This window comes from Psychrobacter sp. P2G3, assembly GCF_001593285.1.
Classification (GTDB): Bacteria; Pseudomonadota; Gammaproteobacteria; order Pseudomonadales; family Moraxellaceae; genus Psychrobacter.
Genome location: NZ_CP012529.1, coordinates 3,026,305 through 3,039,953 on the forward strand (window position 1 = coordinate 3,026,305; position 13,649 = coordinate 3,039,953).

The window sequence follows — 13,649 nt, forward strand, 5'->3', positions numbered from 1 at the left end:
CGCATTAAGGAAGATTTTATGCTTTTTGAGTTTATCGCTACCATCGCTGCTGCATTTGGTATGGCTGGATTAGCACTAGTTATAACTCATCTCAGTAAACTGGCTGGCAAACGCGCACCAAAATGGCTGATTCCTTTATTTGCCGCTATTGGTATTTTTGGCTTTCAAATACATCAAGAGTATAACTGGTACGATCAACAAGTGAGTAAGCTACCTGCAGGTGTGAACGTTGTCAAAACAGCTGAAAGTACAGAATGGTTCCGTCCATGGTCTTATGCTAAACCACAGATATTACGCTTTATAGCAGCAGATACTGGTAATGCCAGCGTACAAGTAGATAATCCAAATGTATATTTGGTTAATTTATATCTGTTTGAAAGACGTAGAAGTGTGCAAAAGATTGCACAAGTCGTAGACTGCAACACTCCTGCACGTGCAGATTATGTGCTACCAGAGAAAGGTAGTAAGCTTACAATTGATGAGCATGTAAAAAAGACTACTGCATGGCGAGAATTGACGACAGATGATCCGTTATTTATTAGTTTGTGCTCAAATAAAGTCTAATAACGATCACTCATACTTGTATAAGCATGCTTTGAGTTCGCTCCTAGCAGTAAACCGGCGCATAAACCACCGAAGTGCGCCGCAAATGAGATACCAGATTGTGGCATTAAGCCTTGCTTGATAGTGAGCCAATAGCCTGTTCCCATGATAATGCATGCAAGCAAATATCCCCAACGCCGAGCAAATACTGCCCCTCCTATCATGTAACCAAGCATAGCGAAACAAAGCCCTGATGCGCCGATATGAATGGATAATGGTGAGCCAATGATCCAAGTCACTAACCCCGAAGCGACGATCAGCTTTAGAACCGTGCGATAGGCATTATTTTCAAATAGACCAAACAAAAACAAAATCTGTAATAACGTTAACGTATTGCCTAATAGATGGGCGAAATTTCCGTGCATTGTCCATGAGGCAAATACACCGATCATACTGCCTATATCTAATGCACGTGGCACGATACCGAAAATGTTCCACATACCAAATAGGGCAACTTTATTCAAAAAAAACATGCCCCATATCGGCACTAGTACAAACGCATATAAACCAACAACCTGCTTAAGCCGAACCATAACCAACGTTAATAATTGTCGCCAATTCATCTCTTATCTTTTCCTTTAGTCTTTATTGCTCTAGATTGAAACATTTTCATATTATTGGTCTACTAAAGAAGAAGGATGCTGCACAGGTGTAAAAGACAGCGATGAAGCATCTTTACTGGCCGTTAAATAGCTGTTAGCGTGTAATAACGACTCTGAATGATAAGGCACCAATGCTGTAGGCACAAAGCTACGCGCAGCATCGATATGCTGAATAGAATCATCAAAAAAGATATGGGGCGCAAAGGTTTTGAGTACTGCTGTCTTTTCAAGCCCTCCTAAAAAAAATGCCATATCGACATCTACTCCCCACTCACGTAGCGTCTTGATAGCTCGCAAGTCGGCAGGTGCATTACGTGCAGTGACTAGTGCAATCTTTATCGGACAATGATGTAGTCGTGCTGGTAGTCGTTCTTGTAAGCTTGAGAGCTTAATTAACAACTCAGCATATGGGCCTTTCTCAATAGGCAAATCATGCATTTGTGCTTCACGTTCATGAAAAGCACGTAACCCTTTTTGCTTATATAGTAACTCCCCTGAATCATCAAACAGCACTGCGTCACCATCAAAAGCAATACGCAGCTGTTCAGTGTCAAGCTCATAGGTATTTACAGGAGTCGCATCAAGTATTGCACAAGCACAGATATTAGCATCTGCAACTTGCTGGGCATCATCACGATTGGTTGTCAAAAACAAATCAACGTTGAAATCAGCAATATAGGGGGCGACTGGACTACCCGAAATAAAAGCTGAGCGCGATATATTTAATTTATATTCACGAATAGCGTTTAATACTTGAATACCAGTATCAGGGCTACTTTTAGAGACAATAACTACTTCAACTAGAGGTGCTTCAATGTCTAAATCTGTGTGTTGACGACTATATTGGTTTAGATTAAGCAATGCCTTAATGAGCGGATATCCTGCACCAATACTTAAATTGTCGTTCTCACGTGCTGCCATATAATCACGAAATTCTTTAACAGCAGTATTAGGTCGCTGCTGCAATAATTGTAATAAATGAGTTTCTGATTCTGATAGATCAAATAACGCGGTTGCAGAGATTGCAACTATCAGAGTATTACTAAAATCAACTGCCATGAGTGTCTCTACTTATAATGTTTTTATACATTCAAAACTCCAAGTATCCAGTTTACTACATCTTCTATGTTCTTATAATCATAAGAACTGATACGGCAATACAATGTAGTTAGTAAGTTTAAAGTAATAAATACGGTTAACTATCTGCTCTAACGTTTATTTTAATCTTATGCGGCATCAGCTGAGTAAATGACTTTATAGTGAATCCACAAAAAAGCCATATTGTTATTGCAACAATATGGCCGAAAAACACAATTTGATTCTAAAGGCTTATACTTACCTACTTATACTTATACTTATACTTATACTTATACTTATACTTATCTACTCAGTCTATCTGCGTCATTAATCTTTAATTCAACAACACCAAAGAGATAGCCGGGAAAGCGACCAGAATTACCAGTCGAATCACATCAGAGACAATGAATGGTGCCACCCCACGAAACATATCAGACAGCTTAATATGCGGCGCCATCGCCTTAATCACAAAGATATTCATTCCCATCGGTGGCGTAATGAGGCCAAGCTCCACCGTCAATACTGCAATGATACCGAACCAGACTGGATCATAGCCGAGCGCTAAAATAATCGGGAACACCACTGGAATGGTAATCACCAGCATTGCTAGGGCATCCATAAACAGCCCAAGTAAGAAGTACATAAATAAGATGCAGATGAGAACAATCATTGGACTAACTGCCAGTCCCCCAATCCACGTCGCTAACGAATAAGACAGGCGCGAGACTGAGACAAAGTAGCCGAGTGCTTCTGCCCCGAGCAGCATAAAGAACACCACTGCAGACAGTGCTAAGGTTTCAATCAATGACTGCTTGAGCCCCTGCATACGCATGCCTTTAGCTGCAGCATAGGCCCAAGAGACAAAGGCGCCGACTGCTGCCCCTTCGGTTGGGGTAAACAGACCAAAGAAAATACCGGCAATAATGACGATAAAGATAAAGCTAAAGGGGATCAAACCTGTCAGTGATAACAGTTTGGCTTTCCAAGAGGTTGGCTCTCCGCGACGGGCTAAATGCGGTTTCCAGCGCACCATAATCATGACAGTGATTGAGTACATCACCATGCCAAGCATGCCAGGCAGGAAGCCTGCGATAAACATGTCACCGACTGACTGCTGAGTTAAGATGGCATAGACCAGTAAGGCAATACTGGGCGGGATCATAATACCGAGGGTACCACCCGCCGCTAAGATGCCGCAGGCAAAGCCTGGCTGATAGCCGTACTTCTCCATTTGCGGCAGGGCCACTTTGGTCATGGTAGAGGCGGTAGCTAGGGATGATCCTGAGATGGAGGCAAAGATGCCGGAGGAGCCAATACCGGCAATCCCTAGGCTGCCTCTAACCCCGCCAAAGATGGTACGGGTGGCTTCAAAGAGTTTGCCTGCCATACCAGAATGGGTGGCAAAGACCCCCATTAAGATAAATAAAGGAATGGCACTAAAGTCATACTTTGCTAAGACGTCGACGGGGATGTCTTTGAGCATTTGCAAAGCGCCCCCTGTGGAGGTGACGGCGCCAAAGCCGACCAGGCCGACGCCTAACATGGCAAGGGCGACGGGGACACGAACCACCACCAATAAAATCATGACAAGTAAGCCGATGGCTCCGATAGTTTCTGGACTCATGCGCCTGTCTCCTCGGCGTCAAAGAACTCGCCCGTTTTAAAGATGTTGATGGATTCGATTAGTGAGCGTATGGCCAGCAGTAGACTTAAGAAGGCGCTGATGGCGTAGATGGGCATCATGGAGATGCGCAGGTCTTGGGTGACTTTGCCGTATTCTATGGCGTCAATGGCGCTTTCATACAGTCCCCAAGTGAAGACGATGCCGATAATAAAGAAGCCCATCATAAAGGTGCCCATCATGTAACCTTTCATGGCTTGGGACATTTTTTGGGTAAAGACGTCGACGATGATTTGTGAGCGTTCGACAAAGGCGGCAAAGGCGCCAAGGAGCGCAAACAACATGAAGTAGGAGACGATCTCGACGCTGCCTTTGACGGTAAAGCCAAACTCACCGCCCGTAAGCTTAAAGACATAGCGGGCAATGACGTCTAGCATGGTGGTTAAGACGATGATGACCAGACTGACGCCACCAATAAACTGGCACAGTCTGGAGATGAGGGTGCTGATTTTGATTAAAAATGCCATAAGGGGACTGCCTTTAATGGGTTAAACTTTGCAGGCGGCACTGGCGGCTTTGGCTTTTTCATAAACACCATCGGCATCCAAGCCTAAAGCATTGACATCAGCAAGATATTTCTGTGTTCCTTTTTCAAGCGGACCTTTCCAGTCAGGATCGTTAAGTGGATCAGGGATTTCGACAATTTCATCACCTTTATCTCTAGCCGCTTGTATTGCCATCTGATCATGCTTGTCAAATACTTCACCGACTTTATTGGCAAGTGCCATACCTGAGTTTTTATCAAGAACCTTTTTCAAATCATCTGGCAGACTTTCATATTTGTCCTTATTCATAGTGACCATAAGAGCTGAACTATAAAAAGGAATATTAGTATGATACTTCGTTATTTCATCAATTTTGAAAGCTGTGACTGCCTCCCAAGGGAAACTCAAACCATCAACAACACCACGTTGTAAAGAGGTATACATGTCATTAGCAGGTAACCCTACAGGTGAAGCGCCAGCACTTTCAATAATGTCACCAGCAACTGCAGAAGGACGACGGATACGCATACCCTTCATATCTGCTGGTGTACGAATCAACTTGTCTGTAGTATGCAGAGAGCCAGGTCCAGCACCATACATAAATAATAGATGCGAATCTTCATATTCACCAGCAAGCGTCCCATCATCATATAAGGTTTGTAACATACAGCCCATTTGAGTAGCTGAATTAGATAAACCAGGAAGCTCAGTAATCTGAGTTAGAGGGAAACGACCATTAGTATAGCCATGTGCTTGCGAACCAATGTCTATCGTACCTTTAGCAGCAGATTCATAAGTCACATCGGCTTTAGCAAGACCAGCTGATGGATACAACTCAACTTTTAGACGGCCATTAGAATCTGTTTCTATTTGTTTAGCCCAAGGCTCAAATACTTCTGTACTAATAGAAGATGTAGCTGGCCAAAAATGTGAAAAACGCAGAACAGTAGTTTCTTCAGAAGCAGCTGATGAAGTATCAGCATTATCAGACGTTTGATTAGAACAACCAATAAGACTCATGGCTGCCAATGCACCTATTGAAAAAAGAGGAGCTAACTTCATTATCAATTCCTTTTGATAATCACGTGAAAGGGAGTAAGACTTTATATTTAATAACCAATTAATTATAAAACTCTGTTTGTAACACTATTAAGAGTTTATTCGAAATCCATTACATAAACAATACTTTCCTATAACGTTACGAGATACTTGTTATAGCTTATAAATAAAAATACTCTTTAAAATTATCAGTTATAATGATATAAGTCAAATCATTTTAGCTGAATAATCGAAGTATCCCATAAAATTAAATAGACATAATCAGTTTATTTTTTTAAACTCGATATGTAATCATTGGATATAATGAGGTTTTTAAATAATAGAAGCTATTAATAAGCCAGACAAAGAAAACCCCCCGTCTAGATAACTAGTCGGGGGGTTTTCAGGAATAGAGAGCTGACGATGACCTACTCTCACATGGGCGGACCCACACTACCATTGGCGCAACGATGTTTCACTTCTGAGTTCGGGAAGGGATCAGGTGGGGCCATCGTGCTATTGTCGTCAGCAAAGGGGGTTAGATATGAGTCTGTTGTTGTTATTATGACTTCAATATTACTTGAGGCCTGTCAACATAAACCTAACTGAATCAAGGTTTAAGGTGATATCGAAATATTCTTACTTTATAAGCCACTACAGCTCATACAAGATAGATTAATTAGACTTGTATACAAACCACTTGGGTGTTGTATGGTCAAGCCAAACGAGCAATTAGTACAGGTTAGCTACACACATCGCTGTGCTTCCACACCCTGCCTATCAACGTCCTAGTCTTGAACGGCTCTTTAGGGAAATCTAATCTTGAGGTGGGCTTCCCGCTTAGATGCTTTCAGCGGTTATCCCATCCGAACGTAGCTACCGGGCAATGCCACTGGCGTGACAACCCGAACACCAGAGGTTCGTCCACTCTGGTCCTCTCGTACTAGGAGCAGATCCTCTCAAATTTCCAACGCCCACGGTAGATAGGGACCGAACTGTCTCACGACGTTCTAAACCCAGCTCGCGTACCTCTTTAAATGGCGAACAGCCATACCCTTAGGACCTGCTTCAGCCCTAGGATGAGATGAGCCGACATCGAGGTGCCAAACACCGCCGTCGATATGAACTCTTGGGCGGTATCAGCCTGTTATCCCCAGAGTACCTTTTATCCGTTGAGCGATGGCCCTTCCATACAGAACCACCGGATCACTAAGACCTACTTTCGTACCTGCTCGACTTGTGGGTCTCGCAGTTAAGCGCGCTTTTGCCTTTATACTCTACGACCGATTTCCGACCGGTCTGAGCGCACCTTCGTACTCCTCCGTTACTCTTTAGGAGGAGACCGCCCCAGTCAAACTACCCACCATACATTGTCCTCGGTATTGTTATACCTGAGTTAGAACCCCAACATGACCAGGGTGGTATTTCAAGATTGGCTCCACCGAGACTAGCGTCTCGGCTTCAAAGCCTCCCACCTATCCTGCACAAGTCAGGTCAAAGTTCAATGTAAAGCTGTAGTAAAGGTTCACGGGGTCTTTCCGTCTAGCCGCGGGTACACAGCATCTTCACTGCGATTTCGATTTCACTGAGTCTCTGCTGGAGACAGCGCTGCCATCATTATGCCATTCGTGCAGGTCGGAACTTACCCGACAAGGAATTTCGCTACCTTAGGACCGTTATAGTTACGGCCGCCGTTTACTGGGGCTTCGATCAAGAGCTTCGCTTACGCTAACCCCATCAATTAACCTTCCAGCACCGGGCAGGCATCACACCCTATACGTCCACTTTCGTGTTTGCAGAGTGCTGTGTTTTTAATAAACAGTTGCAGCAGCCTGGTATCTGCGACTGCCAACAGCTCAAGGAGCAAGTCCTATCACCATCAACAGCGTACCTTCTCCCGAAGTTACGGTACCATTTTGCCTAGTTCCTTCAGCAGAGTTCTCTCAAGCGCCTTGGTATTCTCTACCTGATCACCTGTGTCGGTTTAGGGTACGATTCGTTTATAACTATTGCTTAGAAGCTTTTCCTGGAAGCATGGTATTTGCCACTTCGCTGTACAAGTACAGCTTGCTATCAGATCTCGGTATGAAATAGCCCGGATTTACCTAAGCTATAAACCTACATCCTTTCACCTGGACAACCAACGCCAGGCTGACATAACCTTCTCCGTCCCTCCATCGCATTATAAACAAGTATCGGAATATTAACCGATTTCCCATCGACTACGCCTTTCGGCCTCGCCTTAGGGGTCGACTCACCCAGCCCCGATTAACGTTGGACTGGAACCCTTGATCTTCCGGCGTGCGAGCTTTTCACTCGCATTATCGTTACTCACGTCAGCATTCGCTCTTGTGATACCTCCAGCATACCTTACGATACACCTTCACAGGCTTACACAACGCTCCCCTACCACTTGAAAACAAATTCAAATCCGCAGCTTCGGCTCCTAGTTTGAGCCCCGTTACATCTTCCGCGCGGGCCGACTCGACTAGTGAGCTATTACGCTTTCTTTAAAGGATGGCTGCTTCTAAGCCAACCTCCTAGCTGTCTATGCCTTCCCACCTCGTTTCCCACTTAACTAGGAATTTGGGGCCTTAGCTGGCGGTCTGGGTTGTTTCCCTCTCCACAATGGACGTTAGCACCCACTGTGTGTCTCCCGGATATCACTCATCGGTATTCGGAGTTTGCATCGGTTTGGTAAGTCGGTATGACCCCCTAGCCGAAACAGTGCTCTACCCCCAATGGTGTTCGTCCGAGGCGCTACCTAAATAGCTTTCGGGGAGAACCAGCTATCACCGAGTTTGATTAGCCTTTCACCCCTATCCACAAGTCATCCCCTGGCTTTTCAACGACAGTGGGTTCGGTCCTCCGGTGCCTGTTACGGCACTTTCAACCTGCTCATGGATAGATCACTCGGTTTCGGGTCTATGCCCTGCAACTAAACGCCCTATTAAGACTCGGTTTCCCTACGGCTCCCCTAAACGGTTAACCTTGCTACAGAACATAAGTCGCTGACCCATTATACAAAAGGTACGCGGTCACCCTAATAAATTAAGGCTCCCACTGCTTGTACGCACACGGTTTCAGGTTCTATTTCACTCCCCTCACAGGGGTTCTTTTCGCCTTTCCCTCACGGTACTGGTTCACTATCGGTCAGTCAGGAGTATTTAGCCTTGGAGGATGGTCCCCCCATCTTCAAACAGGATTTCTCGTGTCCCGCTCTACTTAATATGTTAACGCTAATGTTTCGAATACAGGACTATCACCTACTACGGTCAGCTTTCCCACGCTGTTCTTCTACATTAGCACTAATCGGCTTCTCCCCGTTCGCTCGCCGCTACTTGGGGAATCTCATTTGATGTCTATTCCTAAGGGTACTGAGATGTTTCACTTCCCCTCGTTCGCTTCTTGTACAAGTACAAGATACCTACCTTATGGTAAGTGGGTTTCCCCATTCAGAAATCTCCGGATCACAGGATATTGCCGCCTCCCCGAAGCTTATCGCAGGCTGTCACGTCTTTCATCGCCTCTGACTGCCAAGGCATCCACCATGTGCGCTTCATTACTTGACCATACAACCCCAAGTAGTCTTTCTCTATAAATAGAGTTAGATTCCTAAGTGTTCTACAATCTAATTATGATAACGATATCACCTATGTTTATACGCTTGATTCAGTTCTCTTTACTTTTTTAATAATCAACCCCTGGGATAACAACTGATGTCGTTAAGAGGTCGATTATTAAGGTTAGGAACAACGCGTGAACACGTGTTCCTAACCCAGACTCATATCTATGTTTTTAAATAGTCTCTGTGCTCTCGTCGAGCCACAGATTCTGTATAAAACAGAAAGAAGTAATCAATACCTATTGGCTGAATCACTTGTTTCTATTTATACATCTACTTATTTATTTGCATACTAAAGAATAGTTTATTATATGGTGGAGCCAAACGGAGTCGAACCGTTGACCTCCTGCGTGCAAGGCAGGCGCTCTACCAACTGAGCTATGGCCCCTGAAATAATGGTAGGCCTGGGCAGACTTGAACTGCCGACCCCCGCGTTATCAACACGGTGCTCTAACCAGCTGAGCTACAGGCCTATAGAGCGCATATATATCACGCCTAGGCTTTAATAAACTAGCTTAAACTAAAGAACAACTTGTTGTGAATTCTTGCTGACCGAATGCCATCTATAAGGAGGTGATCCAGCCGCAGGTTCCCCTACGGCTACCTTGTTACGACTTCACCCCAGTCATCAACCACACCGTGGTGAACGCCTCCCCGAAGGTTAAGCTATCCACTTCTGGTGCAATCAACTCCCATGGTGTGACGGGCGGTGTGTACAAGGCCCGGGAACGTATTCACCGCGGCATTCTGATCCGCGATTACTAGCGATTCCTACTTCATGGAGTCGAGTTGCAGACTCCAATCTGGACTACGATAGGCTTTTTGAGATTCGCATCACATCGCTGTGTAGCTGCCCTCTGTACCTACCATTGTAGCACGTGTGTAGCCCTGGTCGTAAGGGCCATGATGACTTGACGTCGTCCCCGCCTTCCTCCAGTTTGTCACTGGCAGTATCCTTAGAGTTCCCGGCATAACCCGCTGGTAACTAAGGAAAAGGGTTGCGCTCGTTGCGGGACTTAACCCAACATCTCACGACACGAGCTGACGACAGCCATGCAGCACCTGTATTCTAATTCCCGAAGGCACTCCCGCATCTCTGCAGGATTCTAGATATGTCAAGACCAGGTAAGGTTCTTCGCGTTGCATCGAATTAAACCACATGCTCCACCGCTTGTGCGGGCCCCCGTCAATTCATTTGAGTTTTAACCTTGCGGCCGTACTCCCCAGGCGGTCTACTTATTGCGTTAGCTGCGTCACTAAGTCCTCAAGGGACCCAACGACTAGTAGACATCGTTTACGGCGTGGACTACCAGGGTATCTAATCCTGTTTGCTACCCACGCTTTCGAGCCTCAGTGTCAGTATGATGCCAGAAGGCTGCCTTCGCCATCGGTATTCCTCCAGATCTCTACGCATTTCACCGCTACACCTGGAATTCTACCTTCCTCTCACCTACTCTAGCCTAACAGTATCAGATGCAGTTCCCAGGTTAAGCCCGGGGATTTCACATCTGACTTATCAAGCCACCTACGCTCGCTTTACGCCCAGTAATTCCGATTAACGCTTGCACCCTCTGTATTACCGCGGCTGCTGGCACAGAGTTAGCCGGTGCTTATTCTGCAGCTAATGTCATCGTCCGTGGGTATTAACCACGGAGTCTTCTTCACTGCTTAAAGTGCTTTACAACCAAAAGGCCTTCTTCACACACGCGGCATGGCTGGATCAGGGTTGCCCCCATTGTCCAATATTCCCCACTGCTGCCTCCCGTAGGAGTCCGGACCGTGTCTCAGTTCCGGTGTGGCTGATCATCCTCTCAGACCAGCTACAGATCGTCGCCATGGTAGGCCTTTACCCCACCATCTAGCTAATCCGACTTAGGCTCATCTAATAGCGAGAGCAACAAGTTGCCCCCTTTCTCCCGTAGGTCGTATGCGGTATTAATTCGAGTTTCCCCGAGCTATCCCCCACTACTAGGTAGATTCCTAAGTATTACTCACCCGTCCGCCGCTCGTCATCTTCTAGCAAGCTAGAAATGTTACCGCTCGACTTGCATGTGTTAAGCCTGCCGCCAGCGTTCAATCTGAGCCATGATCAAACTCTTCAGTTTAATCTTGCTATGAAGTCCTTTAAAGAGACTTCTAAACTTGGCTCATTTAATCTGGCAAATCGCTAAAAATTATGTTCGTAATGAATTAACTTTGAGTTTTTCTGCTGTCTTAAATGATAATTTTTATAGTTAATAATCTTCCCGAAAAGAAAAGATAGTCAACTTTATTTTTTAGCATTCTGAATCAGCAAAAATCCACACAAGTTGTTCTTTAGTTATGCTTTTAAATAGTGTCAATCTACTGTCGTCCAGTAGTTGATATATAGGGTATTGCTTTCCACTTCATTGACTTAAACCATATGGGTTATGCCTTGAAGCGAGCTGACTATCATATCATAATGATTTGATCTGTCAAGCTTTTATTTTGTTTCGTTTCAATAAGTTAATTGGGTTATTGTTGTGTAATAATACACTGCAATCATTACCGTTTGTCTCATTGAGGGGCGTATTATAGACGCTTTTAACGAAGTGTCAAGCAGTAAATTATTTTATTTTAAACTGAATTAAAAGTAACTTACCTAGAAGCGTTCTTAATAAGTGGTGAACCACTTCTCAAACTACCTTCCCTTCCGACTGGGACGCATTATACGCGGTTTCAGCTGAGCGTCAAGGGGCTTTGTCTGCTATTTTAGAGATTATCTAGCCTTATTATTAATACTACTTGTTTATCAGTCAGTTAGCGTCAAAAATAGTTTTACCTTTATCATAACTGGCCTTTGTTTCTTAAAATCGCTCACCTCTTCTATATAAAAGCCTTCTATATATGACACTTTTTATAGCTTGCCAATCTTTTTAAAAAATTCTTTATAGGCAGCGACTTTTTTATCTAACGCTAAAGGATAGGCGCGCGAAGTTGAAGGCAACCTATATAAGGTAAGACTATTAATATCAGTTTTTTTATTATGGTCGTTTTGCCATTGGTAAGGATAATCCATACTTTGATTGGTCTTAGGATACTTCGACTTGGCAGGTGGCTTAGCTAATAAGTTAAGTAATACCTCTGTTGCCTTGCCTCCTGTCGTAAATAAGGTCTGCACCTTTGGTACTTGTAGCAAGATATTGTCTAAATCAACAGGCGTTACAACGGTTAAGTTCTTATCCGAGGCATTGCCCGTTTCACGAATAGCTTGTTTTACTGTCGGACAAGAAGCGATACCGCGCTCGAACATAAAGTCGCGAATACGCTCAGGATCAAAGCGTTTTTCATCGCCGACTCTAAAATAATTGGCATTATCAAAAAACACGCGCCCGTAAATACGCCACATATCATTATAAAAATTAGGATAATGAAAACTCATGGCCCATTTGTCAGCTGTCGGTGGAAAAGTTCCCATCATCATCACCGTGGCATTGGGTGGTAAAACAGGACCAAACGGATGGGTTTCTATTTTTGCTGCTGGTATCTCTAGCGTTACTGAGCTAGGAGCTGTTTCATTCTGGGTGCTTGATAGTTGTTTGGTCATAATATTCTTCATCAGAAAAGCGGTTTTTTTGGTATCATAGCAGGTCTAAACACTGCTTCACTTGTTATGGCGCTATGATAGTCAAATGTGGTCGACTTAAATAAAACTAACCTCGTTGTAAATGCATTTGGCCCGCTTTATTATTAGAGTATTAAGCTTACTATTTATGGGCTAAATATAGGGTTAATGTGCAGTAAGTGTTTGTATCTTTTATACTAATAGCAATCGCAGTTACTGCGCAAGCATCAGACCAAAAACCAAGAGAATACTTATGAGCGACTTAAAAATTACTGTAATTGAGCATCCGTTAGTCCGTCATAAACTCAGCCTCATGCGCGAAAAAGACTGTAGTACTTATAAGTTCCGTACGCTAACTAAAGAACTTGCACGTTTGATGGCTTATGAGGCAAGCCGCGATTTTGAAATTGAAACGTTCCCGATGGAAGGCTGGTGTGGTGAGATCACTGGTGAGCAAATTATCGGTAAGACGGCAACGATTGTACCTATTCTACGTGCTGGTATTGGCATGTTGGACGGGGTGCTCGATTTGATTCCTACTGCAAAAATCTCTGTCGTGGGTTTGCAGCGCGACGAAGAGACCTTGCAACCAGTACCATTTTTTGAAAAATTCGTCAGCCACATGGACAAACGTCCTGCTCTTATCATTGATCCAATGTTAGCAACGGGTGGTTCGATGGTAGCGACTATTGAGATGCTAAAGAAAAATGGCTGTACCAATATTAAAGCCTTAGTGTTAGTTGCTGCACCTGAGGGCGTACGCTTGGTGAATGAAGCGCATCCTGACGTGACCATTTATACCGCCGCACTAGACAGTCATTTAGATGAGCACGGTTACATCATTCCAGGTCTTGGCGATGCAGGTGATAAAATCTTTGGTAAGCAATTATCAAATAGGTAACTATCGATTGAACCGCAGTTAAGATAGCAACTATTAAGCCAAGACAGTTGG

General features: G+C 44.3%; 8 protein-coding genes, 2 tRNA genes and 3 rRNA genes. 2 read left to right on the top strand and 11 right to left on the bottom strand.

Going from position 1 to position 13,649, the window contains the following annotated elements:
- Positions 1 to 18: 18 nt before the first annotated feature.
- Positions 19 to 564, top strand: a complete 546-nt coding sequence (locus AK823_RS12365) for a hypothetical protein (protein ID WP_068329591.1) — start codon at positions 19 to 21, stop codon at positions 562 to 564.
- Here AK823_RS12365 and AK823_RS12370 read toward each other — a convergent pair.
- The 11 genes from AK823_RS12370 to AK823_RS12420 all read right to left on the bottom strand — a co-directional run bounded on the left by AK823_RS12370 (position 561) and on the right by AK823_RS12420 (position 12,556).
- Positions 561 to 1,166, bottom strand: a complete 606-nt coding sequence (locus AK823_RS12370; protein ID WP_068329594.1) for a rhomboid family intramembrane serine protease — start codon at positions 1,164 to 1,166, stop codon at positions 561 to 563. The two genes, AK823_RS12365 and AK823_RS12370, sit on opposite strands and share 4 nt — an antisense overlap.
- Positions 1,167 to 1,217: 51 nt before the next feature.
- Positions 1,218 to 2,264, bottom strand: a complete 1,047-nt coding sequence (locus AK823_RS12375; RefSeq protein ID WP_068329596.1) for a 5'-nucleotidase — start codon at positions 2,262 to 2,264, stop codon at positions 1,218 to 1,220.
- Positions 2,265 to 2,616: 352 nt separating this feature from the next.
- Positions 2,617 to 3,906, bottom strand: coding sequence for a TRAP transporter large permease (locus tag AK823_RS12380; protein WP_068038172.1), 1,290 nt, complete (start codon positions 3,904 to 3,906; stop codon positions 2,617 to 2,619).
- A complete protein-coding gene (locus AK823_RS12385) occupies positions 3,903 to 4,430 on the bottom strand; it encodes a TRAP transporter small permease subunit (protein WP_068038174.1) in 528 nt (175 codons plus the stop codon). The genes AK823_RS12380 and AK823_RS12385 overlap by 4 nt, the downstream gene beginning before the upstream one ends.
- A gap of 21 nt (positions 4,431 to 4,451) precedes the next feature.
- The gene (locus AK823_RS12390; protein WP_068038177.1) at positions 4,452 to 5,510 is read right to left on the bottom strand and encodes a TRAP transporter substrate-binding protein; all 1,059 of its coding nucleotides are present in this window, start codon (positions 5,508 to 5,510) and stop codon (positions 4,452 to 4,454) included.
- Positions 5,511 to 5,901: 391 nt separating this feature from the next.
- A 5S ribosomal RNA gene (gene rrf / locus AK823_RS12395) occupies positions 5,902 to 6,016 on the bottom strand.
- Positions 6,017 to 6,197: 181 nt separating this feature from the next.
- Positions 6,198 to 9,058 (bottom strand): 23S ribosomal RNA (locus tag AK823_RS12400).
- 365 nt (positions 9,059 to 9,423) lie between these two features.
- Positions 9,424 to 9,499, bottom strand: a tRNA-Ala gene (locus tag AK823_RS12405).
- A gap of 8 nt (positions 9,500 to 9,507) precedes the next feature.
- Positions 9,508 to 9,584: transfer RNA gene (locus AK823_RS12410), tRNA-Ile, on the bottom strand.
- A 93-nt stretch (positions 9,585 to 9,677) separates the two neighbouring features.
- Positions 9,678 to 11,216: ribosomal RNA gene (locus AK823_RS12415) — 16S ribosomal RNA — on the bottom strand.
- The 16S, 23S and 5S rRNA genes sit together here with 2 tRNA genes alongside, the layout of an rRNA operon.
- A gap of 773 nt (positions 11,217 to 11,989) precedes the next feature.
- Positions 11,990 to 12,556: a DNA glycosylase gene (locus tag AK823_RS12420; protein WP_343286424.1), complete on the bottom strand. Its 567-nt coding sequence runs from the start codon at positions 12,554 to 12,556 to the stop codon at positions 11,990 to 11,992.
- A gap of 394 nt (positions 12,557 to 12,950) precedes the next feature.
- Here AK823_RS12420 and upp point away from each other — a divergent pair, with 394 nt between their 5' ends.
- Positions 12,951 to 13,598, top strand: coding sequence for a uracil phosphoribosyltransferase (upp, locus tag AK823_RS12425; RefSeq protein ID WP_068038182.1), 648 nt, complete (start codon positions 12,951 to 12,953; stop codon positions 13,596 to 13,598).
- The last annotated feature ends 51 nt before the right edge of the window (positions 13,599 to 13,649 follow it).

Bases quoted from the DNA above. Each gene is read 5' to 3' on its own strand.
- AK823_RS12385 (WP_068038174.1), bottom strand. From the start codon at position 4,430: ATGGCATTTTTAATCAAAATCAGCACCCTCATCTCCAGACTGTGCCAG.
- AK823_RS12370 (WP_068329594.1), bottom strand. From the start codon at position 1,166: ATGAATTGGCGACAATTATTAACGTTGGTTATGGTTCGGCTTAAGCAG.
- AK823_RS12375 (WP_068329596.1), bottom strand. From the start codon at position 2,264: ATGGCAGTTGATTTTAGTAATACTCTGATAGTTGCAATCTCTGCAACC.
- AK823_RS12390 (WP_068038177.1), bottom strand. From the start codon at position 5,510: ATGAAGTTAGCTCCTCTTTTTTCAATAGGTGCATTGGCAGCCATGAGT.
- AK823_RS12420 (WP_343286424.1), bottom strand. From the start codon at position 12,556: ATGATGATGGGAACTTTTCCACCGACAGCTGACAAATGGGCCATGAGT.
- upp (WP_068038182.1), top strand. From the start codon at position 12,951: ATGAGCGACTTAAAAATTACTGTAATTGAGCATCCGTTAGTCCGTCAT.
- AK823_RS12365 (WP_068329591.1), top strand. From the start codon at position 19: ATGCTTTTTGAGTTTATCGCTACCATCGCTGCTGCATTTGGTATGGCT.
- AK823_RS12380 (WP_068038172.1), bottom strand. From the start codon at position 3,906: ATGAGTCCAGAAACTATCGGAGCCATCGGCTTACTTGTCATGATTTTA.